The sequence below is a fragment of the Streptomyces sp. NPDC033845 genome (assembly GCF_055576225.1).
In genome coordinates, this window is record NZ_JBVIRI010000014.1 from 111,903 (window position 1) to 137,021 (window position 25,119).

Below are 25,119 nucleotides of genomic sequence, written 5' to 3' on the forward strand. Positions count from 1 at the left end.
CAACGGCCCACCGCGGAGGAGCGACCGGAGGTTTCGCGCCTTACGCTCGACCCACGCACGGCTCCGCCGCATCCGTCGCTCCCGTCCACGGACCGTCCACGGAGGTTCCTGCTCCATGAAGCTCACCGTCGTCGGCTGCTCGGGGTCGTTCCCATCCGCGGAATCGGCCTGTTCGAGCTACCTCGTCGAGGCCGACGGCTTCCGGCTGCTCCTCGACATGGGCAACGGCGCCCTGGGCGAGCTGCAGCGCCACTGTGGTCTCTACGACCTCGACGCGATCTTCCTCAGCCATCTGCACGCCGATCACTGCATCGACATGTGCGGATACTTCGTGGCCCGGTACTACCGGCACGAGGGCGGCCGCTGCGGCACCATCCCGGTCTACGGACCGGAGGGCACCGAGCGGCGGCTGACCACGGCGTACGAGGACGTGCCCGACGACCGGGCGATGAGCGAGGTCTTCGACTTCCGCACGCTCAAGCCCGCCACCTTCGAGATCGGCCCCTTCCGGGTCCGCACCGAACGCGTGGCCCACCCGGTGGAGTCGTACGGCATCCGGGTGGAGCACGGCGGCCGCTCGCTGGCCTACTCGGGGGACACCGGCACCTGCCCCGAACTCGGCTCCCTCGCCGAGGGCACCGATCTGTTCCTGTGCGAGGCCTCCTTCACCCACGGCAAGGAGGACATCCCGGACCTCCACCTCAACGGCCGGGAGGCCGGCGAGTGCGCCCGCGACGCGGGGGCCGGCCGGCTGGTCCTCACCCACATCCCGCCCTGGACGGACGCCGCCCGCAACCTCGCGGACGCCCGCGCGGTCTACGACGGCCCGGTGGAACTGGCCACCGCGGGCGCGGTCTACACGGTCTGACCCCCGCCGACCACGCCGAAGCCCCCGCCCTCCCGGAAGGGAGAACGGGGGCTTCGGCGTATGAACCGGGGGCTTACTTGCCCTCGGCCTTGAGCAGCTCGGCGAGCTCCTCGTCGGACTCGCGGCCCGGGGTGGGCAGGTTCCACTTGGTGATCGCGAAGCGGAAGACGAAGTAGTAGACCACCGCGAAGCAGAGGCCGACACCCGCGAGCATCCAGGGCTTCTCGGCGATGCCCAGGTTGAGGAGGAAGTCGACCGCGCCGGCGGAGAAGCCGAAGCCGTCACGCATGCCCAGGGCCCAGGTGAGCGCCAGGGAGACACCGGTCAGCACCGCGTGGATCGCGTACAGCACCGGGGCGATGAACATGAAGGTGAACTCGATGGGCTCGGTGACGCCGGTGACGAAGGCGGTGAGCGCGAGGGAGAACATCATGCCGCCGACGACCTTGCGGCGCTCGGGGCGGGCGCAGTGGACGATCGCGAGGCAGGCCGCCGGGAGGGCGAACATCATGATCGGGAAGAAGCCGGTCATGAACTGTCCGGCGCTCGGGTCACCGGCGAGGAAGCGGGCGATGTCACCGTGCACGGCACCGTCGGCGGTGTCGAAGGAGCCGGCCTGGAACCACGGGAAGGAGTTCAGCAGGTGGTGCATGCCGATGGGGATCAGCGCACGGTTGGCGACACCGAAGATGCCCGCGCCGACCGAGCCGGAACCGACCAGCCACTCACCGAAGTTGTGCAGACCGGCGCCGAGGACCGGCCAGATCAGGCCGAAGACGATACCGGTGAGCAGGCCCGCGAAGGCGGAGAGGATCGGGACCAGTCGGCGGCCGCCGAAGAAGCCCGCCCAGTCCGGCAGCTTGGTCCGGTAGAACTTCTGGTAGAGCAGGGCGGTGATGATGCCCATCACGACACCGCCGAGCACACCGGCGTTGACCGGGGCGTCCACGTTGACGATCTTGCCGCCGACGACCTTCGCCACCTTGGGGAGGTTGGAGTCGGTGAAGGTGCCGAGGACCTTCTGGAAGACCAGGTAGCCGGTGACCGCGGCGAGCGCGGTGGAGCCGTCCGACTTCTTGGCGAAGCCGATCGCGATGCCGACGGCGAACAGCAGCGCCATGTTGTCGAGGATCGCGCCACCACCGGCGGCCATGTAGCCGGCGATCTTGTTCACGAAGGTCGGGAAGGTGTCCTTCCCCAGCATGTCGTCCGCGCCGAGGCGAAGCAGGAGAGCGCCGGCGGGCAGCACGGCGACCGGGAGCATGAGGCTCCGGCCGATGCGCTGCATGACGGCCATCACGCCAGCGCCCTTCTTGTTTTCCGCAGCGGTGGCTGTGGACATGAACTTCCTCCAGTGGGCAAGGCGCCGCCAGGGGACATGCAGAAGGGGGACGGCGGCGTCTCAAAACGGGGGGCCCACGGGCCTGAACCAGCCGCGTGGTCTACACCAATGTGTGGTGTAGACCAGTTGTAGCACGGTGAGGGATAGATAAGGAACCTTCGATTTCATGTGGTCTGGACCACACTCGGGGATGTCGGACCGAAGGTCCCGCCCGATCGCGTCCGCACACGCCGAAGGGCCCCCGGATCACAGGATCCGAGGGCCCGGGACGGCCGGGCTCAAAGGCCTCGCACGGTCTAGGCCTTCGTGTTCTCCGACTCCATCGCGTCGATCTCCGCATCGCTCTCGCGCCCCGGAGTCGGGATGTTGAACCTGGTGATCGCGAACCGGAACACCGCGTAGTACACGAGCGCGAAGGCCAGACCGATCGGAATGATCATCCAGGGCTTGGTGGCCAGGCTCCAGTTGATGACGTAGTCGATCAGACCGGCCGAGAAGCTGAACCCGTCCTTGACCCCCAGCGCCCAGGTCACCGCCATCGACACACCGGTCAGCAGCGCGTGGATCGCGTACAGCGCCGGAGCCACGAAGAGGAAGGAGTACTCCAGCGGCTCCGTGATGCCGGTGACGAACGAGGTCAGCCCCACCGACAGCATCAGCCCGCCGACCTCCTTGCGGCGCCGCGGCTTCGCGCAGTGGGTGATCGCGAGCGCCGCCGCCGGCAGCGCGAACATCATGATCGGGAAGAACCCGGTGAGGAACTGCCCCGCGTTCGGGTCGCCCGCCAGGAACATCGGGATGTCACCGTGCACCGTGGTCCCGTCCGGCTTGGTGTAGCTGCCGAACTGGAACCACACGGGCACGTTCAGGAACTGGTGCAGACCGATCACCAGCAGCGCCCGGTTGGCCAGGCCGAAGATGCCGGCGCCCCAGGCGCCCAGGCCCACCAGCCAGTCCGAGAAGCTCTCCAGTGCGTCGCCGATCGGCGGCCAGACCCACAGGCAGATCACGGCGAAGGCCATGGCCACGAAGGTCATGATGATCGGGACCAGCCGGCGGCCGTTGAAGAAGCCGAGCCAGTCCACCAGCTTCACCCGGTGGTAGCGCTGCCAGAACCAGGCGGCCAGCAGGCCCATGATGATGCCGCCGAACACCCCCGGGTTCTGGAAGGTGTACTCGGCGAAGGTGTCGTCCGGCCCCAGGCAGCCGCCGCCGATGTCCTTGGTGCCCGAGGGGCAGGCCTTCGGGAAGACCTGGAGGATCCCCCGGTAGACCAGGAAGCCGACGACCGCGGCGAGGGCGGTGGAGCCGTCCGCCTTCTTCGCCATGCCGATGGCGACGCCGATGCAGAAGAGGAGCGGGAGCCCCAGGTCGGCGTTGAGGAGCGAGCCGCCCGCGGCGGCCATCACCTTGGCGACCTTCGTCCAGCCCAGACCGTCGTCCCCGAACACGTCCGGCTGGCCCAGCCGGTTCAGGATGCCTGCCGCGGGCAGCACGGCGATGGGCAGCTGGAGACTGCGGCCCATCTTCTGGAGCCCTTGGAACAAGCCGTTCCACCACTTGTGCTGCGGCACTGCGGCGGCGCTGCTCGCGCTCATCTCAGTCCTCCCTGACCGGCCCGTTTTGGCAGTTCCGCCTCACTGGTGTAGACCAGTTCTGATGCGGTCGCGGACCGCCCTCCCGAAGCGCGGGCAGGCGGCTCTTGATCGTTATCATTCGACAGAAGACGGACGTGCGCTCGCGAAGTTGGGCCAACCGTGGGCTACCGTGACAAAGCGGACCAGCATGCGGACCCCGCACTCAGGCACTCAGGGAGAACACATGGCCACCAAGGCTGAGAAGATCGTCGCCGGGCTCGGCGGAATCGACAACATCGAAGAGGTCGAGGGCTGCATCACCCGCCTCCGCACCGAGGTCAAGGACCCGTCCCTGGTCGACGAGGCCGCCCTGAAGGCCGCCGGCGCCCACGGCGTCGTCAAGATGGGCACCGCCATCCAGGTCGTCATCGGCACCGACGCCGACCCCATCGCCGGCGAGATCGAAGACATGATGTGACCTGAGCCCCCGGCTCCGCCGACCCCGTCACGGCCTTGCCGGACGGGGTCTTCGCGTACCCCGGACATCGACCGGCGACGACCGGCGACCACCGGCAACGACTAGGCTCCACCCCATGTCTCGCATCGACGGCCGCACGCCCGAACAGCTCCGCCCGGTCACCATCGAACGCGGATGGAGCAAGCACGCCGAGGGCTCCGTCCTCGTCTCCTTCGGAGACACCAAGGTCTTCTGCACCGCCTCCTTCACCGAAGGCGTCCCGCGCTGGCGCAAGGGATCCGGCGAAGGCTGGGTCACCAGCGAATACTCCATGCTGCCCCGCTCCACCAACACCCGCGGCGACCGCGAATCCGTCCGCGGCAAGATCGGCGGCCGCACCCACGAGATCTCCCGGCTGATCGGCCGCTCGCTGCGCGCCGTCATCGACTACAAGGCCCTCGGCGAGAACACCATCGTCCTGGACTGCGACGTCCTCCAGGCCGACGGCGGCACCCGCACCGCCGCCATCACCGGCGCCTACGTCGCCCTCGCCGACGCCGTCGCGTGGGGCCAGTCCAAGAAGCTGATCAAGCCCAACCGGAAGCCCCTCACCGGCACCGTCGCCGCCGTCAGCGTCGGCATCGTCGACGGGGTCCCGCTCCTCGACCTCTGCTACGAGGAGGACGTCCGCGCCGAGACCGACATGAACGTGGTCTGCACCGGCGACGGCCGCTTCGTCGAGGTCCAGGGCACCGCCGAGGGCGAGCCCTTCGACCGCAAGGAACTCAACGCCCTCCTCGACCTCGCCGCCGGCGGCTGCGCCGACCTCGAAGCGCTCCAGCTGCACGCGCTGGAAGGCTGACCCGCCGACCGGCACCACGCACCACGCGTCACGTACCACCACGCTCCACGCGCCGCACATCACCACCCACCGCACGTCACCACGCACCGCCGCACGTCACCACGCGCAACCGGAAGAGCCCCGACGGGCGTCTGACCGGACACGGGCGCACGGCCTGAGAACCGTGCGCCCGTCCACGCAAGCACACTTCGAGGGGGAGCCGTCCCGATGCAGAAGCACCACCGCATAAGCGCCCTGGCCCTGGCCGCCGTCCTGAGCATCCCGGCCCTCACGGCCTGCGACGCGATCTCCACCGCCATGGACTGCGCCAACACGGCGGTGGCCATCACGGACGCCGCGGGCGACCTCACCCAGGCTGTCTCCACCGCCGGCGACAGCCCGCAGGACGCCCAGAACGCCCTCAACCGGATCGACGAGAACCTGAAGAAGATCGGCGACCAGACCGACAACGCCGACCTCGGCAAGGCCATCGACTCCATGGAGGCGGCCGTCGCGAACGTCCGCACCGCCATCGAGAAGGGCGACGCCACCCCGGACATCCAGCCGGTCGCCGACGCCGCCTCCGAGATCTCCAAGGTCTGCACCCCGGGCTGACCGACCGGCGCAGAGCCCGTGACCGGCGACGCCCGGTCCGTGACCACGGCGGGGACGGCGATACTGGGGCCATGACCCGCCTGATCCTCGCGACCCGCAACGCGGGCAAAATCACCGAACTCCGCGCCATCCTGTCCGACGCCGACCTGCCCTACGAGCTGGTCGGCGCGGACGCCTACCCGGAGATCCCCGACGTCAAGGAAACCGGCGTCACCTTCGCCGAGAACGCCCTGCTGAAGGCCCACGCCCTGGCGCAGGCCACCGGACTGCCCGCCATCGCCGACGACTCGGGCCTCTGCGTGGACGTCCTGAACGGCGCCCCGGGCATCTTCTCCGCCCGCTGGGCCGGCACCCACGGCGACGACTCCGCCAACCTGTCGCTGCTGCTCGCCCAGCTCTCCGACATCGCCGAGGAACACCGCGCCGCCCACTTCGCCTGCGCCGCCGCCCTGGCCCTGCCCGACGGCACCGAACGCGTGGTCGAGGGCCGCCTCACCGGCACCCTCCGCCACGCCCCGGCCGGCACCGGCGGCTTCGGCTACGACCCGATCCTCCAGGTGGACGGCGACACGAGGACCTGCGCCGAACTCACCGCCGCGGAGAAGAACGCCATCTCCCACCGCGGCCAGGCCTTCCGAGCCCTGATCCCGGTCCTCCGCGACCTCCTGGGCTGAGACCCGCCCCACGTCCGCGGCCGGTTGTCCTCATGTGAGGACAACCGGCCGCCTGGGTGGGCCCGGTGGGACTCGAACCCACGACACACCGGACCTAAACCGGCGCCCTCTTGGCCAGCTGGGGTACGGACCCGCTCGGGTCACCTTACTGGTCGCGTGCTCCCTCTGGCGAAGAGAAGCCTCCACGCGGACCCCGTCCGCTGCCGCCACGACACCACGTACTGGTGATCGCATGGCAGTTGGGGCACAGAAGACGGAGGTTCTGGAGGCGGTCGTCGCCCCAGTCGCCGTTGATGTGATCGATTTCCAGGGTCATCCGCCGCCCGAGCCATTCGGGGGGTGATCCGCAGGTGTCGCAGCACTCCGGGACTCCCGCCTCGGACAGTGCCCTGCGGAGGAGGGAAGTGCGGGTGCGCCGCTTTCCCTCGTGTCGGACGAGAATGGCCGCAGCGGGCTTGCGTGGTGTCGTGCCGGGCTTTCCGCGCTGATGGGCCTGTCCGAGGAAGTGGTCCGTGGAAAGGCCGTCCTGAGCCACCCACTTGCGCAGCCCCGCACGCTGACTGCCGTTGTCCGGCCTTCCGAGTACCCGCAGGGCCTCCGCCACGCTGGACGCTCCGGTGACCGCCCTCCCGAGCTCCTCTGCCGACGGGCGCTCCCGTCGCCCGGTCGGTGGGAAGTGGGAGATGTCGATGCCATGGTCCGCGAAGCGCTGGGTCAGATGGCGGACAAGATTCCGGTAGGGGGTCGCACCGAGGAAGACGATCACCTCGTCGATGCTGCGGCATCGCGCCGCGGCCTCGGCCAGGACCTCCAGGGTGTAGCGCCGCCCGCCGCTCATCGGCGGACCTTGCCGCGGCCCCGGTAGCTGTCGGTCGTCGCATGGCAGTTGGGGCAGAGGAACCGCAGGTTCTGCGCCGTGTTGTTCCGCCAGTCGCCGTCGACGTGGTCGACCTCCAGGGGCAGCGGCTCCCCTCGCCAGCGGGGCTCCGTTCCACACCCGGCGCAGCGCTCCTCGCGGCCGGTTTCCAGCAGGGCGCGGCGCAGTCGGTGGTTCGGGGTCCGTGTGGCGTTCGGTGCGGTTTCGGCGCGGAGGATCTCGTCTGCCGGGCGACGGCGGTGGTTGTCCTTGGTGCGTTCGGTCCGTGGGGGAGGTGTGAAGTGCGAGCAGTCGATGCCGAAGGCCTTCACCCTGCGGCTGATGTGGGTGTGGTTGCCGCCCACCACGTCCATCCCCAGGCGGCGCAGTACCTCGTAGATGCTCGTCGAGGCGGCGACCGCTTCGCTCAGGATCTCCCGGGTCCACTTGGTGCCCTCGCGCTCGAAGTGCCGGATGTCCACCCCGAGCTTCCGCATGCGGTCGTGCAGGTATCGGCGTCGGTTCCGGTTCCTCGGATCGACGCCCAGTCGTTCCAGCGCCTCGCTCAGCGTGCGCGAGGCGCTCGCCGCCTCCGTGAGCCGCTGGTGCGTGTACGGACTCGCCGGCATGTCCGGCCCTCTCCGGTCCCGGCCGCCCGCCCGTGCGTGCGGCCCCCCGTACGGAGTAACGGTCCGATAGTCGGACGGTTACGCGGCGGCCCGCACCGGTTCGGGTGCGGGCCGCCGTACGGGGGAAAGCGGGGGAAGGCGGGGGAGCGGGGAGGGTCAGATCTTCAGGTCCTTGATGATCTTGGCTACGTGGCCGGTGGCCTTCACGTTGTAGAAGGCGTGCTCGACCTTGCCGGCCTCGTCCACGACCACCGTGGAGCGGATGACCCCGGTCACCGTCTTGCCGTACAGCTTCTTCTCGCCGAAGGCGCCGTACGCCTCCAGGGTCGTCTTCTCCGGGTCGCCGACCAGGGTGACCTTCAGGTCCTCCTGCTCGCGGAACTTCGCGAGCTTCTCCGGCTTGTCTGGCGAGACGCCGATGACGTCGTAGCCGGCGGCGGCCAGGACGTCCAGGTTGTCCGTGAAGTCGCAGGCCTGCTTGGTGCAGCCGGGGGTGAGGGCCGCGGGGTAGAAGTAGACGATCACCTTGCGGCCGAGGTGGGCGGCGAGCGAGACCTCGTTGCCGTCCGCGTCGGGCAGGGTGAAGGCGGGGGCGGTGTCGCCCGGCTGGAGTCGCTCGCTCATGTTCACAGTCTCCTCGGGAGGGGATCGGTACCCGACGAGACTAAGCTGACAGACTGTCCACGAAGGACCAGGACCAACCAGGACCCATCCCGCAGACCATCACCACGGAGGCAGCGCGGTGTCGGACGTCAGGACCCCAGCGCAGATCGAGGCGGACATCGTCCGCCGGCGCGAGCAGCTCGCCGAGACGCTCGACGAGATCGGCGTGCGCATGCACCCGAAGACCATCATCGGGGACGCCAAGGCGAAGGTGGCCTCCCAGGTGGACCACACCGCGGGCCGCGCCCTCGCCTCGGTGAACCGGCTGGTCACGGACGTGACGGGCGGGATGCGCGACGAGGCCGGCGCGCCCCGGCTGGAGCGGATCCTGCCGGTGGCGCTGCTGGCCGTCGGGCTGGTCGGCCTGGTGGCCGTGTCGGCCCGCCGCAAGCGCGGCTGACCGGGCCAGGTAGGTTCACGGCGTGAGCGAGAACCCCACCCACGACAAGCTGCCCATCCGGATGCTGCACGACCGCGTCCTCGTCCGGTCCGACTCCCCGGAGGGCGAGCGCCGCTCGGGCGGCGGCATCCTCATCCCGGCCACCGCCGCGGTGGGCAAGCGGCTGGCCTGGGCCGCCGTGGTGGCGGTCGGCCAGAACGTGCGGACCGTGGAGCCCGGGGACCGGGTGCTGTACGACCCGGAGGACCGGGCCGAGGTCGAGGTGCGGGGCGCGACCTACGTGCTGATGCGGGAGCGGGACCTGCACGCGGTGGCCGCCGAGCGGCTGGAGGGGTCGGAGGACTCCACCGGGCTGTACCTGTAGTTCCCGACCTGTGGTTCCAAGGGGCCGGTGACCATGGTCACCGGCCCCTTGCGTGGGCCTTTGCTACGGTGGAGGGGAACCCGACGAGACGCGCCGTACCGGGCTGGACAAGACGACGCACCCCCGTACCGCTCCCGTCTCGGAGGTGCCTGTCATGGCCTGGGTCCTGCTGCTGCTCGCCGGTCTGCTCGAAGTCGGCTGGTCGATCGGAATGAAGTTCACCGAGGGGTTCACCCGGCTCTGGCCGAGCGTGTTCACCGGTGCGGGCATCGTCGCGTCCATGGTGCTGCTGTCGTACGCGGCGAAGACCCTGCCGATCGGCACCGCCTACGGGGTGTGGGTCGGCATCGGCGCTGCCGGTGCGGCGATCCTGGGGATGGCGGTGCTCGGCGAGCCGGTGACCGCCGCCCGGATCTTCTTCATCTGTCTGCTGCTGGTGGCCGTGGTGGGGCTGAAGGCCACCTCCGGCCACTGAGCCCCCCGACTCGCCGAGCCGCCGACTCGCCGAGCCGCCGACTCGCCGAGCCGCCGACTCGCCGAGCCGCTGAGTCACCGAGTCACTGAGCCGCCGAGCCTCCCGGCCCGGCGGCTCGGCCGTCTCAGCGGCCCGGGCCGCCGCCGTCGGTGCCCTCGGCGCCGCCGCCCGTCTGGCCGCCGGTGTCGGTGCCGCCGCCGTTCTGGCCGCCGTCCGTCCCGCCCCCGGTGTCGGTGCCCCCGTCGGTCTGGCCGTCGGAGGTCTGCCCGCCCTGGGTCTGCCCGCCCTGGGTCTGCCCGCCCTGGGTCTGCCCGCCCTGCGTCTGGCCGCCCTGGTTCTGGCCCCCGTCGGTCCGACCGCCGTCCGTCCGGCCGCCGTCGGTCGTCCCGCCCTGGTTCTGGCCCCCGGTGGTCTGCCCGCCGTCGGTCCGGCCCCCGTCCGCCCGCCCGCCGTCGGTCCCGCTGCCCGAAGGGGTGGGGGTCGGCGGGCGGCCGGTGCGGGGCGGCTGCGAGGACGGCGGCGGGGGCCGCAGCGGCTCGCGGGCGCCCGGCTGGAGCTCCAGGTCGAACTCGACCGGGTCGCTGCCCTCCAGGGCCGCCCGGGTGTACGCCGCCCAGATCCGCGCCGGATACCCGCCGCCGCTGATCCGTTCCTCGCCCAGGGCCCCGTAGAGGGATTTCAGGGCCCCGGTGTCCGGGTCCTGGCCCATGATCGACACGACGGTCACCAGGTCCGGGGTGTACGCCGCGAACCAGGCCGAGCGGTCCAGCTCGGCGGTGCCGGTCTTGCCGGCCGCCGGCCGGCCGGCGGCCAGGGCCGCGGTCCCGGTCCCGTTGTCGACCACCGAGACCAGCATCGCGGTGGTGGTGTCGGCGGCCTCGCGGCTGACCGCCTGGCGCTGCTCCCGCTCGGGCAGCCTGACGGAGTCCCCGCGCTTGGTGATCTTCTCGACCAGGGTGTACGGGGTGTACCGGCCGTGGTCGGCCAGCGTCGCGTACGCCCGGGTCATGTCCAGGACCGAGGCCTGCATGGTGCCCAGGGCCATCGCCGGGCCCGGGTCGAAGTTCGGGGTGTTCGCCGGGACGCCCAGGGCGATGGCGGTGTCCTTGACCTCGCGGGTGCCCACGTCCACGACCATCTGCGCGAACACGGTGTTCACGGACAGGTCGGTGGCGGTGCGGACGCTGATGTCCCCGTAGGAGCGCTGCCCCTCGTTCTCCGGGGCGTAGGGGATCCGGCTGCCGGTCACGGGGCGCTTGTTGTCCCCGTTGTAGAGGGTGTTGGGGGTGATCCGGCGGCCGTCCTGGGTGCGGGAGCCGTTCTCCACGGCGGAGGTGAACACGAACGGTTTGAAGGTGGAGGCGACCTGGTAGTCGTGCCGGGTCGCGTTGTTGACGTACTGCCTGGTGTAGTCGATCCCGCCGTACAGGGCCACGACCTCGCCGTTCGTCGGGTCGATGGAGGCGCCGCCGGCCCGGACCACGCGGTCGACGGGACGGGCGGCCGGGTCCAGTTCGGCGGTCAGCTCCTCGTCCACGGCGTCCACGAAGGCGGACTGGCGGGCCTTGTCGATGGTGGTGGTGATGCGGTAGCCGCCCTCGGCGAGGGTGTTCTCGTCGAGGATCTTGTGCCCGGTGATGTAGTCCTTGACCGCCTCGACGAGATAGCCGCGCTGGCCGGAGAGGCCGGAGGCCGGCCGGACCTTCTGCGGTTCGGGGAAGCGGGTGGCGGCGCGTTCGGCGGGGGTCATCCAGCCCTTCTTGACCATGCCGTCGAGCACGTAGTTCCAGCGGGCCAGCGCCCGGCCGCGGCCCTGCGGGTGGGTGACCACGTCGAAGGCGGAGGGGGAGTTCAGGAGGGTGGCGAGGTAGGCGCCCTCGGCGGTGGTCAGCTTGTTGACGTCCTTGCCGTAGTAGGCCTGGGAGGCGGCCTGGATGCCGTAGGCGTTGCGGCCGAAGTAGCTGGTGTTGAGGTACCCCTCCAGGATGTAGTCCTTGGACTTCTCCCGGCCGAGCTTGACGGCGATGAAGAACTCCTTGGCCTTGCGGCTCAGGGTCTGCTCCTGGCCCAGGTAGTAGTTCTTGACGTACTGCTGGGTGATGGTGGAACCGGACTGCTTGCCCTTGCCGGTGACGGTGTTCCAGGCGGCCCGGACCATCGCCTTGGGGTCCACCGCCCGCTCGGAGTGGAAGTCCCGGTCCTCGGCGGCCAGTACGGCCTCCTGCACGGTCACCGGCACCTGCGCCAGGGACACGTTCTGCCGGTTGACCTCGCCGTCGCGGGCCAGCTGCGAGCCGTCGGAGTAGAGGTAGACGTTGGACTGGGCGGTGGCGGCGGCGTTCGCGGGCGGGATGTCGACCAGCAGGTAGCCGGCGACCAGGGCGCCGCCGAGCAGCAGGGCGCCCAGCAGGAACAGGCCGAGCAGCATCCGCCAGGTGGGCAGCAGCCGGCGCCATCCGGAGCGCTTGCGCTTCTGCTTGCCGGGGCGGGTGGGCTTGCCGGGACCACCCCGCTGCTCCGGCCCGCCGGGGCCGGGGGTGTCCGGGTCGCGCGGGGTCCAGGCCGGGGGTGGTGACGGGTCGCTCATCTCCGGGGACTCCTCGGCGCCGCGCGAAATATCCATGTATGTACCGTCCGTACCTCATGGTGTCTACCCGACTCCGGGCGATTCCGCTCCGGACGGGCGTAATTCGGTCGCGTGGATAGCCCCTCCGTACTAAGCTCGCGCGCTTTGGCCCAGGAGGGGAACGACCCAGGACGGGGAGGGAAACGGTGCGCTCGACGGCGTCTCTGTACCCGGCGGTGGCCGCCGGCGGGTTCCGCCGCTACGCCACTTACGGAACCGCCACCGCGGCGGGGGTGTTCACCAACACCGTGTTCGGTTTCATCGTGGCCTACACCTATGTGGCACTCTGGGCGGAACGCCCCGATCTGGGGGGCTACGACCAGTCGGAGGCCCTCACCTTCGTCTGGGTGAGCCAGTCCCTGCTGGCCGCCGGGGCGCTCATCGGCGGCGGCTTCCAGGAGGAGTTGCAGGAACGCATCCGTACGGGTGACATCGCCGTGGACCTCTACCGCCCGGCCGACCTCCAGCTGTGGTGGCTGGCCGCCGACCTGGGCCGGGCGGCCTTCCAGCTGCTGGGCCGCGGGGTGGTGCCGCTGCTGGCCGGGGCGCTGGTGTTCCGGCTGGCGCTGCCCGCCGACCCGCTGCGCTGGCTGCTGTTCCTGCTGTCCGTGGCCCTCGGGCTGGTGGTCAGCTTCGCGATCCGCTACCTGCTGGGGCTGGCCGCGTTCTGGCTGCTGGACGGGCAGGGGATCAACCTGATGGCCACCGTGCTCTGCATCTTCTGCTCCGGGATGGTGCTGCCGCTGACCGTGGTCCCCGGGGTGTTCGGGGAGGTGGTCCGGGCGCTGCCCTGGGCGGCGGTGCTCCAGGTGCCGCTGGACGTGCTGATGGGCAAGCACTCGGGTGCGGGCGCCGCACTGCCGGCCCTCGCCTTCCAACTGGGCTGGGCGGCGGCCCTGCTGGGGGCGGGCCGGCTGGCGCAGTCGGCGGCGACGCGGAAGGTGGTGGTCCAGGGTGGCTGAGCTGACGGGAGCGACGGAGGCGCCTGAGGCGGCGGTCCGGGAGCCGGCCGCGGTTCCGGAGCCGTACGCGGACCTGCCGGGACGGCGCGGCCGGGCGTGGGAGGGACTGCGCGGCTACGGGCTGATCGTGGGCATGTGGGTCCGGGCCACGATGACCTATCGGACCTCGTTCCTGCTGTCGACGTTCGGGAACGCCGCGATCACCCTGCTGGACTTCGCCGGGATCTACATCATGTTCCGGCACGTGGACGCGCTGGGCGGGTTCTCGCTGCCCGAGATCGCGCTGCTCTACGGATCCTGTTCGGCCTCGCTGGGCCTGGCCGATCTGCTGCTGGGCAACATGGAGCGGATCGGGCAGCGGGTCCGGGACGGTTCGCTGGACACCATGCTGGTCCGTCCGGTGCCGGTGCTGGCGCAGGTGGCCGCGGACCGGTTCGCGCTGCGCCGGCTGGGCCGGGTGGTGCAGGGGCTGGCCGTGCTGGGCTGGGCGGTGGCCGTGCTCGACCTGGACTGGACGGCGGGCCGGGTGCTGCTGGTGCCGGTGATGGTGCTGTCCGGTGCGGCCATCTTCGGGGCGGTGCTGGTGGCCGGGGCGGCCTTCCAGTTCGCCGCCGGGGACGCGGCCGAGGTGCAGAACTCCTTCACGTACGGCGGCTGCACGATGCTCCAGTACCCGCCGACGATCTTCGCCCAGGACCTGGTGCGCGGGGTGACCTTCGTGGTGCCGCTGGCCTTCGTGAACTGGCTGCCGGCGATGGCGGTGCTGGGCCGGCCGGATCCGCTGGGGCTGCCCGGCTGGACGGCGTACCTGAGCCCGCTGGTGGCGTTCCTGGTGTTCGTACCGGCCTCGCTGGCCTGGCGGGCCGGCCTTCGTTCCTACCGCAGTACGGGGAGTTGACCGACCGATGGACGTGTTGATCGAGCTGCGGGACGTGGCCAAGACCTTCGAGGTGCGGCGCCGGGTCGGCCGGCTGCGCCGGGAGAAACACCAGGTCAAGGCCGTGGACGGGATCAGCTTCACGGTCGGCCGGGGCGAGGTGGTCGGCTATATCGGCCCCAACGGCGCCGGGAAGTCGACCACGATCAAGATGCTGACCGGGATCCTCACTCCCAGCACCGGCCGGCTGCGGGTGGCCGGCCTGGACCCGGCGCGCGAGCGGACCCGGCTCGCCCACCGGATCGGCGTGGTCTTCGGGCAGCGCACCACCCTGTGGTGGGACCTGCCGCTGAAGGACTCGTACGGGCTGATGCGCCGGATGTACCGGATCCCGGAGGACCGGTTCCGCCGGAACCTGGAGCGGTGCGTGGAACGGCTGGACCTGGCCGCCCTGCTGGACGTGCCGGTGCGTCAGCTGTCCCTGGGGCAGCGGATGCGCGGGGACATCGCGGCGGCGCTGCTGCACGACCCGGAGGTGCTGTACCTGGACGAGCCCACGATCGGGCTGGACGTGGTCAGCAAGGCGAAGGTCCGGGGGTTCCTGCGGCAGCTGAACGAGGAACTGGGCACCACGGTCCTGCTCACCACCCACGACCTCCAGGACATCGAGCAGCTGTGCGGGCGGGTGATGGTGATCGACCACGGGCGGCTGGTCTACGAGGGGGCGCTCGCCGGACTGCACTCGGTGGGGGAGAGCGAGCGGACCCTGGTGGTGGACCTGGAACGGGAACTGCCGCCCATCGTGGTGCCGGGCGCCCGGACGGTGAAGGTGGAGGGGCCGCGGCAGTGGCTGGCGTTCCCGGCGGGCGGCTCGGCGGCCCCGCTGGTGGCGGCGGTGGCGGCGGACTACCCGCTGGTGGACCTGTCGGTGCGGGAACCGGACATCGAGGACGTGATCGCCCGGATGTACGCGGGCCGGAGCTGAGCGGGACCCCGGAGAGGGGCGGAGGGAGGAGGAGGGAGGGGGGAGGAGGGGCGGGTCTGGGGGATAAATCAGGGTCGAGGCGGGGGCGCCGGGCGGAGCCGCTGCATAGGCTGGTCCTCATGGATGACGAGGGGTCCGACAAGTCGCTTCCGCAGCTGAGGGCGTCCGACGCGGACCGTGAACGGGTGGTCGAGCGGCTCCGCGACGCGATGGCCGAGGGCCGGCTCGACATGTCGGAGTTCGAGGAGCGGATGGAGGCCGCGTACGCCTCCCGGACCTACGCCGAACTGGAGCCGCTGACCCGCGACCTGCCGGCACCGGCGGGGCCCCCGTACGGACATGGACCGGCCCACGGACCGGCCTACGGGCAGGGCTACGGGCAGGGCTACGGATCCGCGTACGGGCAGGGGCGGCCGGGCCCCGTCGCCCACCCGGGTTCCGGGGGGTCGTGGCCGGACCGGATCGGCGGCACCGGGACCTCCACCGTGGGCGTCGGCGTGATGTCGGGCTTCCAGCACAAGGGCCGCTGGACGGTGCCCGCCCGCTTCACCGCGGTGGCGTTCTGGGGCGGCGGCGAGCTGGACCTGCGGGAGGCGAACTTCGCGGCCCGCGAAGTGGTGATCAACTGTGTCGCGGTGATGGGCGGCATCCAGATCAAGGTCCCGCCGGGCGTGGCACTGGAAGTACGGGGCATCGGCGTCATGGGCGCCTTCGACCAGCAGGGCGACCCGGGACCCCCGCAACCGGGCGCACCGCGCGTGGTGGTCACCGGCTTCGCCTTCTGGGGCGGGGTGGAGATCAAGGTGAAGGCACCCAAGGGACAACGCGGCCCGGACGAACTGGGCGGCGGCGGTCCGGCCCGCAAGGAACTCTGAGTACGGGGAGTACGGGCGCGCCGGGAACTCCTCGCGCCTCCCGGGAGTCGGATGCTATGCAGACAAAACCGGCGCCCTTCGGGGGAAGGCAGGAGCACGTGAACAGCAGCGGCACTGGCACCACGGACGACCGCGTGACGGCGGCGGTGCGCCCCGGCGCGTTCGTGTTCAACGCGGCGGACGAGGAGCGCAGGCGGGGCGTGCGGCGGATGAAGGCCACCGCGACGGGTCTGCTGCTGCTGGTCGCCGTGGTCTACGTGCTGGCCAAGGTCGCCCAGCACTCCTGGGGCGCGGGCGGTTGGGCCGGGTATGTGGCGGCCGCGGCCGAGGCCGGGATGGTGGGTGCGCTCGCGGACTGGTTCGCGGTCACCGCCCTGTTCCGGCGGCCGCTGGGCCTGCCGATCCCGCACACCGCGATCATCCCCACGAAGAAGGACCAGCTGGGGGTTTCGCTGGGCGAGTTCGTGGGCGAGAACTTCCTCTCCTCCGATGTGGTCCGCACCCGGCTGCACGCCCTGGGGATCGGCGGGCGGCTCGGTGCCTGGCTGGCCGAGCCCGCGCACGCCGACCGGGTCACGGCGGAGCTGGCGACGGCCCTGAGGGGCGCCCTCGCGGTGCTGCGGGACTCCGATGTGCAGGCGGTGGTCGGCGAGGCCATCACCCGGCGGGCGGAGACGGCGGAGATCGCGCCGGGGATCGGCAAGACCCTGGAGAAGGTGGTCGCGGACGGCGGGCACCGGCGGGTGGTCGACCTGGTGTGCGCCAAGGCCCACGACTGGCTGGTGACGCACGGGGACTCGGTGATGGACGCGGTCCAGGGCGGTGCCCCGGGCTGGACCCCGAGGTTCGTGGACCGCAAGGTCGGGGACCGGGTGTACAAGGAACTGCTGCGGTTCGTCACCGAGATGCGCGACATGCCGGAGCACCCGGCGCGCGGCGCGGTCGACCGCTTCCTGAAGGACTTCGCGACCGACCTCCAGGGGGACACCGACACCCGGGCCCGGGTGGAGCGGCTGAAGTCGGAGATCCTGGCGCGGGGCGAGGTCCAGGACGTCATCGCCTCCGCCTGGGCGGCGATCCGCACGATGATCATTTCGGCTGCGGAGGACGAGCGCAGCGAACTGCGGCTCCGGGTCCGGTCCTCGCTGATGTCCCTGGGTGCGCGACTGGCCACCGACGGGCGGCTCCAGGCGAAGGTGGAGGGCTGGATCGAGGGTGCCGCGGTGTACGTGGTGACCACCTACCGGACCGAGATCACCTCCCTGATCACGGACACGGTGGCGGGCTGGGACGCCGAACACACCTCCCGCAAGATCGAGGCCCACATCGGCCGCGACCTCCAGTTCATCCGCATCAACGGCACGGTGGTAGGCGCCCTGGCCGGCCTCCTGATCTACTCCGTATCGCGCGCCTTGGGCGCCTGAGCGGGGAGGGGCGGCAGGGGCCGCCGAGATGGGCGCCTCGACGGCCTCGACGGCCCCGGGGTGTCCCCGGAGTGTCCCCGGATCGGGGTTCCGCGGTCAGCGGTCGGCGACGGCCCAGGAGGCGGCCGCGACGACCCCGGCTGCGCCGAGCACGGCAGGCCAGGCACCCACCTTCTTGGCCAGCGGGTGCGATCCCGCGAACGCGGCGACGTACAGCGTGCCGAGGGCGGCCGCTGCCGGAGTGCCGGCCCGCCGGTACCACTCCCGCCCCGCCGCGATCCCCGCCGCACCGAGCACCACCCCGCCGAGCGGCCGCTTCCGGGTGAAACGGGCGACGGCATAGCCGCCGACCAGCCCCACGGCCGCCACTGCGGAGGTCGGTACCTGCGCCATGATGTCCATCCTTTCGCCGACTGCGACAAGCGTACGATTCCGCCGAGCCCCGAGCCCCGAGCCCCGAGCCCCGAGCCCCGAGCCCCGAGCCCCGAGCCCCGAGCGGCTCGGACCGTCCAGCTCCGGCGGCGGCTAGCGCGAGCGCCTGGCGCTGCGCGCATGGCCGCGGGGGTCGAAGCGGCGCGCCACCGCGAAGCCCAGCAGCAGCACCGCCCCGCCGACCCCGGCGTCCGGCACAGCCGCCTGCACGGTCGCGGGGAGCAGTGCCAGCAGCCCCAGTACCACCAGGAACACGAGAAGGAACGCCAGCGCCCAAGCGCCCAGCCTCCCGATGAATCCGTCCACGCCCGCTCAACGCGCCGCGCGGGCGCGGCGACACGGCCGGACATCCGACACGGGCGGATTTGTCGCACACTCGCCGGATCCGCCGGCCGCCCGGGGCGAGCAACCCCGGAGGCATAGATTCACTCTCCAAAGGGGAGGAAATTCCCCCACCCATCCCAGGAGCGGCCAACCGTGATCTGCTACGGACCGACCGTCCTCGACCTGTCGGACGAACTCGTCGACACCTACGCCGAGGTGTTCTCCGCCCCGCCGTGGAACGAGGATGAAGAAACCATTCGCCAGTTCGCGGGCCGGCTCACCGCCGACACCCGCCGCAACGGCTTCCGGGCCGCCCTGGCCCAGACCCGGGCCGGACTCGACGGCTTCGCCACCGCCTGGCTGACCAAGGCCCCCTTCCCGGCCGACCGCAGCTACGCCCAGGTCGCCGCCCAGCTGGGCGCGTCCCGGGTCCGTGAACTCCTCGTGGGAGCGCTGGAGATAAACGAGCTCGCGGTCCGCCCGCACGCCCGCGGCCGGGGCACCGGCCGGGCCCTGCTCGCCGAGATCACCGCCGACGCCCCCGACCGCCGTGCCTGGCTGCTCACCGCACGCACCGCCCGGGACACGGTCGCCACGTACCGCCGTCTCGGCTGGCACGAGGTCGCCCCACTCCCCGGCACCGCCAACAACGTGGTGGTCTTCCTCGCCCCCGACCACCCCGCCGCCACCCCGTCCTGACCCCACCCCGCCTCAGCCCACCCCGCCTCAGCACCGGCACCAGGCCACTACTGCGCGGCCCCGGCGGCGCGCAGGCCGCGACCCCGGCGGCAGACCGCTCCGGTACGGGCGAACCCCGACGCGAGCCCGGTCACCGCACCCCGCGTCCCCGCGTCCCGGAGTCCCGGAGTCCCCGTGTCCCCGTGCGGCCAGAGCCCGATGTCATGCCGTCACGCCATCCCGCGCTCCACCGCGATCCAAACCTCGGGCGAGCGGCGCCCCGGTGCGAGCTCGTGTCCGCACCCGGCGTCCGCGCGCGGGTCGAGACCGGCGTTCGGCCGGCGGGGAACCAGCGTTGGAGCCCGGGCCGAGAGCCGTTGCCGAGTCCGGCGCACCGCCCCGGGGCGGCTCCCGCCGGGGGAGTGGCCCGGCAGGGTGCGGGAATACAGGCGGCATGATCAGTCGACTCGCGCGCCGTCAGCTCAACCTGGCCACCACCCACCAGCTTCGTCGCGCCGGCGTGCCCGCGGCCACCGTCGCCGGTCGGGCCCGCCGCGCCGCAGGCCCCTGGCAGCGGCTGCTGCCCCGGGTCTACCTCCTCCAGACCGGCCCACCGGACCCGCGCCAACGGGCCCTGGCCGCGGTCCTGTACGCGGCCCTGCCCGATGCCGACCCCCTGTCCGGCAGCTCCGCCGCGCTCACCGGCGGGGCCGCGCTCGCCCTGTTCGGCGTACGGGACGCTCCGGCGGCGCCGCACGACGTGCTGATCCGGGCTCCGCGTCGGCTGGCCCCTACCGGCGGGGTCCGACCGGTGCCGACCACCCGGTGGCCGGCCACCGTCACCGTCGCCGGAGTGCCCAGCGCCCGCCCGCTCCGGGCCGCCGCCGACTTCGCGGCGCGGGCGGAGGAGCCGGATCTGGTCCGTTCGGTCCTCGCGCACGTGGTGCAGTCGGGCTGGTGCCATCCCACCGACCTGCACGCCGAACTCCGCGCCGCCCGCCTGCTGAACCGCCCCGGGGTCCGCGCGGCCGCCGCCGAACTCCTGGCCGGCACCCGGTCGCTGGCGGAGGCGAGGGCCCGGGAGGCCCTCACCGGGACCGACCTTCCCGCACCCCTGTGGAACGCCCGCCTGCACACTCCGGACGGCACGTTCCTGGCCAGCCCGGACGCGTACTGGCCCGACGAGGGCGTGGCACTGGAGGTCGACTCCGCCGAATACCACTACACCCGCGACTCCTGGCAGGCCACCCTCCGCCGGCGCCTCCGGCTGGAGGCGCACGGGGTCCTGGTGGTCTCGGCGACCCCCGGCCAGCTCCGCGACACCCCCGCCGAGGTGGTCGGAGCCCTCCGGGCCCTGCTCACCCTCGCCGCCACCCGCCCGTGCCCACCCGCGGACCGCGCCCGCGGCCACGCCCAACTGGAGCTGTCCGTATGACCCTCGGGGACCCTGGCGGTCGGAAGGGGTCCCGCCCGTCAGGCGGGGCCCCGCCCGCCGGACGGGACCCGCGACGACGCCGTTACGGCAGCCCGTGGCACTCCGCGTACGGCTTGGTGGAGCTGCACCAGCAGGGGGCCGTGGGTGAGGGCGGCCAGGAGGCGGCCTTGCCGCGGGCGGCGAGGGTGGTGGCGTACTCCGGGAGCAGGGAGGGGGAGGCCGGGGAGGTCTTCTCCGAGGCGGCGAAGGCCTCGTAGGAGGGGACGCTGGCGGTGACGATCCCCAGGTTGTGGGTGCCCGAGGCGGCCAGGGCGCGCAGGGAGGTCTCGATGCCGGCCAGATGGGCGGCGTGCGAGGGGTACTCGGCGCCCAGGGTCGGGTAGGCGGTGAGGAGTTCGGTGAGTTCCTCGACCGGCCAGTGCAGCAGGGCCACCGGGAAGGGCCGGGACAGGGCGGCCCGCCGGTCGCCGAGTTCGGCGCGCAGCCGGGCGATCTCGGCGCGGAGTTCGGCCGGGTCCTCGGAGCCGAGTGCCCAGATGCGCTTGGGGTCGTGGAGTTCGTCCAGGGGGACCGGGCCGGTGTGCCGGGTGTCCGCGACCATGTCCCAGTCGTCGTGCGGGAGCCCGAGCAGCCGACGGACCCGGTGCCGGCCGGTGAGCAGGGCGGTGGTGGCCTGGGTGAGCGGCTCCGACTCCTTGATCAGGAGGGTGGCCGCCTCGGTGAAGCACTCCTCGGAGGCGGTCAGCTCGTCATGGGCCTCCAGGGCCTCCGCGATCACCTCCCACGGTGCCGGGTCGGCGGGTGCGGCGGCGCGGATGCCGGAGATGAGGGCGCGGGCCTCGGCTTCGTGGCCGTACTCCCACAGGTTGGCGGCCTGGAGGGCCTTGATCAGGTGGGGGTCCGCGGGGGTGCCGGCCAGGAGCTGGTCGTAGAGGGCGCTGGCGCGGTCCCGGGCGTCGGCCAGTTCGAGATGGGCCGCGGCCTGGAGGAGCAGGGGCTCCTGGTCCTCGGGGTAGCGGGACGCCGTGCGGATCAGGCGCTCGGCTTCGGCGGTGTGCTCGGCAGGCGTGTCGGGGCGCATGGTTCACACGGTACTGCCGCTGGTCAGTTGGCGGGGGAGGACCTAGGGTGCCGGCCGTGAGAGATCGCATACCGGTGGTGGTCCAGCGGGGGCGGGGCGGGCGGCGGCGCGGCGGGTTGCTGGCGCGCGGACTGTGGGGTGCGGCCGAACTCGCGGTCACGGTGGGGGTGATCGTGATGTTGCTGGTGGTGCACCAGGTGTGGTGGACCAACCGGCAGGCGGCGGCCGGGGCGCGGCAGCAGGTGGCGGCGCTGGAGCGGGCGTGGGCGGACGAGGCTACGGGGGAGGGCCTGGGGGCGGGCGGGGAGCCGTCGGGCGGGTCGTCTGCGGAGGCGTCCCCTTCGGGCGGGGCGGATACGGGGGATGGGGATACCGGGGACAACGGGGGTACGGGGGATCCGGCGGCCGTACTCCCCGGTGACGGGAGTGACGGGAATGGTGGCGGTGACGGGGGCGGCTCCGGGGCCGGGCCGGCGCCGGGGCGGACGGCGCGGCCGCCGGCCGGGCCCGTGCGGGGTTCGGGGGCGTACGCGGTACTGCGGATCCCGCGCCTCGGGGTGGTCGTGCCGGTGGCCCGGGGCGTGAGCCGCAAGTCCGTACTGGACAAGGGGTACGCCGGCCACTACCCGGGGACCGGGGAGCCCGGGGCGCTGGGCAACTTCGCGCTCGCCGGGCACCGGAACACGCATGGGGAACCGTTTCGCTACATCAACCGGCTGCGGGCCGGGGACGAGCTGATCGTCGATGTGAAGGGGAAGCGGTTCGTGTACGTGGTGGGGAAGACCCTCCCGCAGACCACGCCCCGGGACACCGGGGTGATCGCCCGGGTGCCGCGGAGCACGGTCCGGCCGGGGTACGGCTACGGCGCACCGGGCGCCTACATCACGCTCACCACCTGCACGCCCGAGTACACCTCCACGTACCGGCTGGTGGTCTGGGGGACGCTCCGGACGGGTTCCTGAAGTTCTCCGCGATCCGGGAACCGGGCGGCGGAGTGCGGACGTTGGGAGGGGTAGGAACGTGAGGAGAGGGGGCGGGATGGGGGAGCGGATGCGCGCGCGGTTGCGTGCGCGGGTGATGCGGGTCGGGCCGGTGGCCGGGCTGTTCCTGCTCGCCCTGCTGGGGCTGGCCGGAGTGGTCGCCCTCGTCCTGGGGGAGGGCGGGCTCGCCTCCGCCGTGACCTTCGCGGCCACCGCCGCCGTCGGTGCCGCCGTGCTGGGCTGCGTGGCGCTGGTCGCCCGCAGCGCCTCCCCGGTCCCGCCGACCCGAATACGCACCGCGATCCGCGACCGCGAGCAGCGTACGGCGTTCCTGCCGCAGCGTGACCCCGACGCCTCGGGCCGGTCCCGGCCCAGGGCGCCCGGCCGGCCGTCCCTGACGGCCGCGTAGGGGCTCGCTTCGGGTCGGCGCATCGCCGGCCGCTCGTTCGTTCTCGCGTGCCCCTCGTGGCTCGTCACACCGAAATCCCATCTTTCGGTGCCGCCTGACCCTCTGATCCCCGGCGATCCGCCCTGCGACCGCCGGTGGTTCCCCGCGCGTGTTCCGTGCGGGCGGGGGTGGCGGCAGGACGAGACCCCCGGAGGGTTCCCGTGTCCGTCTTCGCTGTGTTCGCCGATGTCGTCTCCGGTCTCGCCGGCCCGCTGGACCCGCTGTTCGCGGGCTCCGCCACGGCCGTCGCGATCGTGCTGTTCACCGTGCTCGTCCGGGTGCTCATGCACCCGCTCACCCGGGCCGCCTTCCGGGGGGAGCGGGCGCGGGCCGAGCTCGCGCCTCGGCTCGCCGAGCTGCGGCGCCGCCACCTCGGTCCGAAGAACGCGGACCGGCTGCAGAAGGCCGTCCTGGAACTGCACGCCGAGTCGGGGACCTCGCCGCTGGCCGGCTGCCTGCCGACGCTGGTGCAGCTGCCCGTGTTCTTCGTGATGTACCAGGTGTTCTCGGCCGGCCGGATCGGCGGGGAGGTGAACGGGCTGCTGGCCGAGGGGCTGCTCGGTGCCCCGCTCGGCGGGCGGTGGGCGGACGCGCTGTCCGGCGGCGGGCTGCTCGGGGGAGAGGGGCTGGTGTTCCTCGGACTGTTCGCCGCGATCGCGGCCGTGGCCGGCTGGACGGTGCTCCGTGCGCGCCGGGCCACCGCCGCCGGTCAGGGCCCCGTCGTCCCGGCCGGGGACGAGCCGGGGGCGGCGCTGCTCGGCCGGATGCTCAAGGTGATGCCGCTGATGGCGTTCGGCACGCTGATCACCGCCGCGCTGGTGCCGCTTGCGGCCGGTCTCTACCTGCTGACCACCACCGCGTGGACGGCCGGCGAGCGCGCGTGGCTCCAGCGCCGGTGGGACCGGAAAGCGGAGCGCGGAATTCGGCGGTCCGGAATGTGAACAGGGTCTTGCGGATTGAACCGAGTTCTTGGAGGATCAACCAATCCTCCGATGGCCGCAACCCATCGTCCGGCCCGGGGCATGCCCATGGGCCGACCATCTCGACCACGGGAGAATGCCCATGAAGCTGCTTCGTGTCGGCCCGGCGGGATCCGAGCGCCCCGCGCTGCTCGACCAGGACGGGACCCTCCGGGACCTGTCCGGCCTCGTCGCGGACGTGGACGGTGCCCTGCTCGCGGACGAGTCCGCGCTGTCCCGGGTCCGGGACGCGGCGGCCTCCGGCGAGCTCCCCGTGCTGGACGCGGAAGGCCTGCGGACCGGTGCGCCGGTCGGCCGGATCGGCAAGATCGTGGGCATCGGCCTGAACTACCACTGCCACGCGGCCGAGGTCGGCGCGGAAGCCCCCGCCGAACCGATCGTCTTCATGAAGGCCCCGGACACGGTGGTCGGCCCCGACGACACCGTGCTGATCCCGCGCGGCAGCGTGAAGACCGACTGGGAAGCGGAACTCGCGATCGTCGTGGGCGCCACCGCCCGCTACCTCGGCTCGGCCGAGGAGGGCCTCGCCCACGTAGGCGGCTACGCCCTCGCGAACGACGTCACCGAGCGCGCCTTCCAGAACGAGCGCGGCGGCACCTGGGACAAGGGCAAGAACTGCGAGACCTTCACCCCGCTCGGCCCCTGGCTGGTCACCGCCGACGAGATAGCCGACCCGCAGGCCCTCGACGTCAACCTGTGGGTGAACGGCGAGGTCCGCCAGAACGGCTCGACCGCCGACCAGATCTTCCCGGTCGGCGAGGTCGTCCGCTACCTCAGCCACTTCATGACCCTCTACCCGGGCGACGTGATCGTCACCGGCACCCCGGCCGGCGTGGCCGCGGGGCAGCCGGAACCCAAGCCGTTCCTGCGGGCCGGTGACGTGGTCGAGGTCGCGATCTCCGGCCTGGGCCGCCAACGCCAGGAATTCAAGAGCGCCTGACCCACCCCAACCCGCACCCACCCACCGACGCGGTGCGCCCGCGCGGGCCGCGGCTGTACGGGCCGGACGGTCGGGCGGGCTCGCCCGGCCGCCTGCCCGGGCCGCTGGGCCGTACCTGCTCGGGAGGTCGCCGGGCGGTGCAGGCCCGTCCGGCCCCCAACCGCGCCGCAGTGCACAGCCGGCCCGACCTGGGCCGGGCTGCTGCGGGCGCGACCTGCGGGCTGCGGACCCACGCCGTGCCGGGGCGGAGCCCACTGGCGCCCGCTGTCGCGCCGACCGGCGCGGCGGGGTGCGTGCTGCCCCGTCGCGGT

The 25,119-nt window shown here is 72.4% G+C and carries 28 protein-coding genes, 1 tRNA gene and 1 riboswitch; of the genes, 19 read left to right on the plus strand and 10 right to left on the minus strand.

Going from position 1 to position 25,119, the window contains the following annotated elements; all coding sequences use genetic code 11:
- Nucleotides 1-115 precede the first annotated feature (115 nt).
- Nucleotides 116-868: an MBL fold metallo-hydrolase gene (locus tag ACZ50K_RS27200; RefSeq protein ID WP_468907727.1), complete on the plus strand. Its 753-nt coding sequence runs from the start codon at nucleotides 116-118 to the stop codon at nucleotides 866-868.
- Nucleotides 869-941: 73 nt separating this feature from the next.
- Here ACZ50K_RS27200 and ACZ50K_RS27205 read toward each other — a convergent pair whose 3' ends face one another.
- Both ACZ50K_RS27205 and ACZ50K_RS27210 read right to left on the minus strand, forming a co-directional pair.
- Entirely contained in the window at nucleotides 942-2,210 is a 1,269-nt protein-coding gene (locus ACZ50K_RS27205; protein WP_468907729.1) for a PTS transporter subunit EIIC, read from the minus strand.
- Between the two features lie 296 nt (nucleotides 2,211-2,506).
- Nucleotides 2,507-3,808 (minus strand): PTS transporter subunit EIIC, encoded by a 1,302-nt coding sequence (locus ACZ50K_RS27210; RefSeq protein ID WP_468907731.1) that lies wholly within the window; start codon nucleotides 3,806-3,808, stop codon nucleotides 2,507-2,509.
- A 187-nt stretch (nucleotides 3,809-3,995) separates the two neighbouring features.
- Between ACZ50K_RS27210 and ACZ50K_RS27215 the strand changes: the two genes are divergently transcribed.
- From ACZ50K_RS27215 to rdgB, 4 genes are all read left to right on the plus strand, one after another.
- Nucleotides 3,996-4,265 (plus strand): PTS sugar transporter subunit IIB, encoded by a 270-nt coding sequence (locus ACZ50K_RS27215; RefSeq protein ID WP_468907854.1) that lies wholly within the window; start codon nucleotides 3,996-3,998, stop codon nucleotides 4,263-4,265.
- A gap of 115 nt (nucleotides 4,266-4,380) precedes the next feature.
- Nucleotides 4,381-5,106: a ribonuclease PH gene (gene rph / locus ACZ50K_RS27220; RefSeq protein ID WP_468907733.1), complete on the plus strand. Its 726-nt coding sequence runs from the start codon at nucleotides 4,381-4,383 to the stop codon at nucleotides 5,104-5,106.
- Between the two features lie 207 nt (nucleotides 5,107-5,313).
- Nucleotides 5,314-5,700, plus strand: a complete 387-nt coding sequence (locus tag ACZ50K_RS27225) for a hypothetical protein (RefSeq protein ID WP_468907734.1) — start codon at nucleotides 5,314-5,316, stop codon at nucleotides 5,698-5,700.
- Between the two features lie 71 nt (nucleotides 5,701-5,771).
- Nucleotides 5,772-6,374: an RdgB/HAM1 family non-canonical purine NTP pyrophosphatase gene (gene rdgB / locus ACZ50K_RS27230; protein WP_468907735.1), complete on the plus strand. Its 603-nt coding sequence runs from the start codon at nucleotides 5,772-5,774 to the stop codon at nucleotides 6,372-6,374.
- Nucleotides 6,375-6,431: 57 nt separating this feature from the next.
- On the opposite strand, the gene ACZ50K_RS27235 is transcribed toward rdgB, so the two are convergent.
- The 4 genes from ACZ50K_RS27235 to bcp all read right to left on the minus strand — a co-directional run bounded on the left by ACZ50K_RS27235 (nucleotide 6,432) and on the right by bcp (nucleotide 8,483).
- Nucleotides 6,432-6,507: transfer RNA gene (locus ACZ50K_RS27235), tRNA-Leu, on the minus strand.
- A gap of 12 nt (nucleotides 6,508-6,519) precedes the next feature.
- Nucleotides 6,520-7,212, minus strand: a complete 693-nt coding sequence (locus tag ACZ50K_RS27240) for an HNH endonuclease signature motif containing protein (protein WP_468907736.1) — start codon at nucleotides 7,210-7,212, stop codon at nucleotides 6,520-6,522.
- A complete protein-coding gene (locus ACZ50K_RS27245; protein ID WP_468907738.1) occupies nucleotides 7,209-7,859 on the minus strand; it encodes an HNH endonuclease signature motif containing protein in 651 nt (216 codons plus the stop codon). The genes ACZ50K_RS27240 and ACZ50K_RS27245 overlap by 4 nt, the downstream gene beginning before the upstream one ends.
- 156 nt (nucleotides 7,860-8,015) lie before the next feature.
- Nucleotides 8,016-8,483: a thioredoxin-dependent thiol peroxidase gene (bcp, locus tag ACZ50K_RS27250; RefSeq protein WP_468907740.1), complete on the minus strand. Its 468-nt coding sequence runs from the start codon at nucleotides 8,481-8,483 to the stop codon at nucleotides 8,016-8,018.
- A 118-nt stretch (nucleotides 8,484-8,601) separates the two neighbouring features.
- Between bcp and ACZ50K_RS27255 the strand changes: the two genes are divergently transcribed.
- The 3 genes from ACZ50K_RS27255 (at nucleotide 8,602) to ACZ50K_RS27265 (ending at nucleotide 9,761) form a co-directional block, all read left to right on the plus strand.
- On the plus strand, nucleotides 8,602-8,922 hold the full coding sequence (locus ACZ50K_RS27255; RefSeq protein ID WP_468907742.1) for a DUF3618 domain-containing protein: 321 nt from the start codon (nucleotides 8,602-8,604) through the stop codon (nucleotides 8,920-8,922).
- 22 nt (nucleotides 8,923-8,944) lie between these two features.
- Nucleotides 8,945-9,286, plus strand: a complete 342-nt coding sequence (locus tag ACZ50K_RS27260) for a GroES family chaperonin (RefSeq protein ID WP_468907744.1) — start codon at nucleotides 8,945-8,947, stop codon at nucleotides 9,284-9,286.
- A gap of 52 nt (nucleotides 9,287-9,338) precedes the next feature.
- Nucleotides 9,339-9,408: riboswitch (guanidine-III (ykkC-III) riboswitch) on the plus strand.
- A gap of 32 nt (nucleotides 9,409-9,440) precedes the next feature.
- Nucleotides 9,441-9,761, plus strand: coding sequence for a DMT family transporter (locus ACZ50K_RS27265; RefSeq protein WP_468907746.1), 321 nt, complete (start codon nucleotides 9,441-9,443; stop codon nucleotides 9,759-9,761).
- 124 nt (nucleotides 9,762-9,885) lie between these two features.
- Here the strand turns inward: ACZ50K_RS27265 and ACZ50K_RS27270 are convergent, their stop codons facing one another.
- Nucleotides 9,886-12,384 (minus strand): transglycosylase domain-containing protein, encoded by a 2,499-nt coding sequence (locus ACZ50K_RS27270; protein WP_468907747.1) that lies wholly within the window; start codon nucleotides 12,382-12,384, stop codon nucleotides 9,886-9,888.
- Nucleotides 12,385-12,533: 149 nt separating this feature from the next.
- On the opposite strand from ACZ50K_RS27270, the gene ACZ50K_RS27275 reads away from it, so the two are divergent.
- The 5 genes from ACZ50K_RS27275 to ACZ50K_RS27295 all read left to right on the plus strand — a co-directional run bounded on the left by ACZ50K_RS27275 (nucleotide 12,534) and on the right by ACZ50K_RS27295 (nucleotide 17,510).
- Nucleotides 12,534-13,349: an ABC transporter permease gene (locus ACZ50K_RS27275; protein ID WP_468907749.1), complete on the plus strand. Its 816-nt coding sequence runs from the start codon at nucleotides 12,534-12,536 to the stop codon at nucleotides 13,347-13,349.
- A complete protein-coding gene (locus ACZ50K_RS27280; protein WP_468907751.1) occupies nucleotides 13,342-14,247 on the plus strand; it encodes an ABC transporter permease in 906 nt (301 codons plus the stop codon). The genes ACZ50K_RS27275 and ACZ50K_RS27280 overlap by 8 nt, the downstream gene beginning before the upstream one ends.
- Nucleotides 14,248-14,254: 7 nt before the next feature.
- Nucleotides 14,255-15,211, plus strand: coding sequence for an ABC transporter ATP-binding protein (locus ACZ50K_RS27285; protein WP_468907753.1), 957 nt, complete (start codon nucleotides 14,255-14,257; stop codon nucleotides 15,209-15,211).
- A gap of 119 nt (nucleotides 15,212-15,330) precedes the next feature.
- The gene (locus tag ACZ50K_RS27290; RefSeq protein WP_468907755.1) at nucleotides 15,331-16,086 is read left to right on the plus strand and encodes a DUF1707 SHOCT-like domain-containing protein; all 756 of its coding nucleotides are present in this window, start codon (nucleotides 15,331-15,333) and stop codon (nucleotides 16,084-16,086) included.
- Nucleotides 16,087-16,142: 56 nt separating this feature from the next.
- Nucleotides 16,143-17,510, plus strand: a complete 1,368-nt coding sequence (locus tag ACZ50K_RS27295; protein ID WP_468907757.1) for a DUF445 domain-containing protein — start codon at nucleotides 16,143-16,145, stop codon at nucleotides 17,508-17,510.
- A 96-nt stretch (nucleotides 17,511-17,606) separates the two neighbouring features.
- Here the strand turns inward: ACZ50K_RS27295 and ACZ50K_RS27300 are convergent, their stop codons facing one another.
- Together ACZ50K_RS27300 and ACZ50K_RS27305 are read right to left on the minus strand one after the other, a co-directional pair.
- Nucleotides 17,607-17,903, minus strand: coding sequence for a hypothetical protein (locus ACZ50K_RS27300; RefSeq protein ID WP_468907758.1), 297 nt, complete (start codon nucleotides 17,901-17,903; stop codon nucleotides 17,607-17,609).
- A 132-nt stretch (nucleotides 17,904-18,035) separates the two neighbouring features.
- Nucleotides 18,036-18,197, minus strand: a complete 162-nt coding sequence (locus ACZ50K_RS27305; RefSeq protein ID WP_468907760.1) for a hypothetical protein — start codon at nucleotides 18,195-18,197, stop codon at nucleotides 18,036-18,038.
- A 222-nt stretch (nucleotides 18,198-18,419) separates the two neighbouring features.
- Here ACZ50K_RS27305 and ACZ50K_RS27310 point away from each other — a divergent pair, with 222 nt between their 5' ends.
- A complete protein-coding gene (locus tag ACZ50K_RS27310; RefSeq protein ID WP_468907762.1) occupies nucleotides 18,420-18,965 on the plus strand; it encodes a GNAT family N-acetyltransferase in 546 nt (181 codons plus the stop codon).
- 433 nt (nucleotides 18,966-19,398) lie between these two features.
- Nucleotides 19,399-20,379: a hypothetical protein gene (locus tag ACZ50K_RS27315; protein ID WP_468907764.1), complete on the plus strand. Its 981-nt coding sequence runs from the start codon at nucleotides 19,399-19,401 to the stop codon at nucleotides 20,377-20,379.
- A gap of 82 nt (nucleotides 20,380-20,461) precedes the next feature.
- Here ACZ50K_RS27315 and ACZ50K_RS27320 read toward each other — a convergent pair whose 3' ends face one another.
- Nucleotides 20,462-21,460, minus strand: a complete 999-nt coding sequence (locus tag ACZ50K_RS27320; protein WP_468907766.1) for an SEC-C domain-containing protein — start codon at nucleotides 21,458-21,460, stop codon at nucleotides 20,462-20,464.
- Nucleotides 21,461-21,516: 56 nt separating this feature from the next.
- Here ACZ50K_RS27320 and ACZ50K_RS27325 point away from each other — a divergent pair, with 56 nt between their 5' ends.
- The 4 genes from ACZ50K_RS27325 to ACZ50K_RS27340 all read left to right on the plus strand — a co-directional run bounded on the left by ACZ50K_RS27325 (nucleotide 21,517) and on the right by ACZ50K_RS27340 (nucleotide 24,808).
- The gene (locus tag ACZ50K_RS27325; protein ID WP_468907767.1) at nucleotides 21,517-22,422 is read left to right on the plus strand and encodes a class E sortase; all 906 of its coding nucleotides are present in this window, start codon (nucleotides 21,517-21,519) and stop codon (nucleotides 22,420-22,422) included.
- Between the two features lie 76 nt (nucleotides 22,423-22,498).
- A complete protein-coding gene (locus ACZ50K_RS27330) occupies nucleotides 22,499-22,849 on the plus strand; it encodes a DUF6412 domain-containing protein (RefSeq protein WP_468907769.1) in 351 nt (116 codons plus the stop codon).
- A gap of 200 nt (nucleotides 22,850-23,049) precedes the next feature.
- Nucleotides 23,050-23,829: a YidC/Oxa1 family membrane protein insertase gene (locus tag ACZ50K_RS27335; RefSeq protein ID WP_468907771.1), complete on the plus strand. Its 780-nt coding sequence runs from the start codon at nucleotides 23,050-23,052 to the stop codon at nucleotides 23,827-23,829.
- A gap of 121 nt (nucleotides 23,830-23,950) precedes the next feature.
- Complete coding sequence (locus tag ACZ50K_RS27340) at nucleotides 23,951-24,808, plus strand: fumarylacetoacetate hydrolase family protein (protein ID WP_468907772.1); 858 nt, start codon at nucleotides 23,951-23,953, stop codon at nucleotides 24,806-24,808.
- The last annotated feature ends 311 nt before the right edge of the window (nucleotides 24,809-25,119 follow it).

What these genes read in the sequence shown, in the direction of transcription:
- ACZ50K_RS27290 (WP_468907755.1), top strand. Translation starts at nt 15,331, where the DNA reads ATGGATGACGAGGGGTCCGACAAGTCGCTTCCGCAGCTGAGGGCGTCC.
- ACZ50K_RS27315 (WP_468907764.1), top strand. Translation starts at nt 19,399, where the DNA reads ATGATCAGTCGACTCGCGCGCCGTCAGCTCAACCTGGCCACCACCCAC.
- ACZ50K_RS27240 (WP_468907736.1), bottom strand. Translation starts at nt 7,212, where the DNA reads ATGAGCGGCGGGCGGCGCTACACCCTGGAGGTCCTGGCCGAGGCCGCG.
- bcp (WP_468907740.1), bottom strand. Translation starts at nt 8,483, where the DNA reads ATGAGCGAGCGACTCCAGCCGGGCGACACCGCCCCCGCCTTCACCCTG.
- ACZ50K_RS27245 (WP_468907738.1), bottom strand. Translation starts at nt 7,859, where the DNA reads ATGCCGGCGAGTCCGTACACGCACCAGCGGCTCACGGAGGCGGCGAGC.
- rph (WP_468907733.1), top strand. Translation starts at nt 4,381, where the DNA reads ATGTCTCGCATCGACGGCCGCACGCCCGAACAGCTCCGCCCGGTCACC.
- ACZ50K_RS27300 (WP_468907758.1), bottom strand. Translation starts at nt 17,903, where the DNA reads ATGGCGCAGGTACCGACCTCCGCAGTGGCGGCCGTGGGGCTGGTCGGC.
- ACZ50K_RS27200 (WP_468907727.1), top strand. Translation starts at nt 116, where the DNA reads ATGAAGCTCACCGTCGTCGGCTGCTCGGGGTCGTTCCCATCCGCGGAA.
- ACZ50K_RS27270 (WP_468907747.1), bottom strand. Translation starts at nt 12,384, where the DNA reads ATGGATATTTCGCGCGGCGCCGAGGAGTCCCCGGAGATGAGCGACCCG.
- ACZ50K_RS27225 (WP_468907734.1), top strand. Translation starts at nt 5,314, where the DNA reads ATGCAGAAGCACCACCGCATAAGCGCCCTGGCCCTGGCCGCCGTCCTG.
- ACZ50K_RS27320 (WP_468907766.1), bottom strand. Translation starts at nt 21,460, where the DNA reads ATGCGCCCCGACACGCCTGCCGAGCACACCGCCGAAGCCGAGCGCCTG.
- ACZ50K_RS27330 (WP_468907769.1), top strand. Translation starts at nt 22,499, where the DNA reads ATGGGGGAGCGGATGCGCGCGCGGTTGCGTGCGCGGGTGATGCGGGTC.
- ACZ50K_RS27340 (WP_468907772.1), top strand. Translation starts at nt 23,951, where the DNA reads ATGAAGCTGCTTCGTGTCGGCCCGGCGGGATCCGAGCGCCCCGCGCTG.
- ACZ50K_RS27205 (WP_468907729.1), bottom strand. Translation starts at nt 2,210, where the DNA reads ATGTCCACAGCCACCGCTGCGGAAAACAAGAAGGGCGCTGGCGTGATG.
- rdgB (WP_468907735.1), top strand. Translation starts at nt 5,772, where the DNA reads ATGACCCGCCTGATCCTCGCGACCCGCAACGCGGGCAAAATCACCGAA.
- ACZ50K_RS27295 (WP_468907757.1), top strand. Translation starts at nt 16,143, where the DNA reads ATGCAGACAAAACCGGCGCCCTTCGGGGGAAGGCAGGAGCACGTGAAC.
- ACZ50K_RS27210 (WP_468907731.1), bottom strand. Translation starts at nt 3,808, where the DNA reads ATGAGCGCGAGCAGCGCCGCCGCAGTGCCGCAGCACAAGTGGTGGAAC.
- ACZ50K_RS27265 (WP_468907746.1), top strand. Translation starts at nt 9,441, where the DNA reads ATGGCCTGGGTCCTGCTGCTGCTCGCCGGTCTGCTCGAAGTCGGCTGG.
- ACZ50K_RS27215 (WP_468907854.1), top strand. Translation starts at nt 3,996, where the DNA reads ATGCGGACCCCGCACTCAGGCACTCAGGGAGAACACATGGCCACCAAG.
- ACZ50K_RS27285 (WP_468907753.1), top strand. Translation starts at nt 14,255, where the DNA reads ATGGACGTGTTGATCGAGCTGCGGGACGTGGCCAAGACCTTCGAGGTG.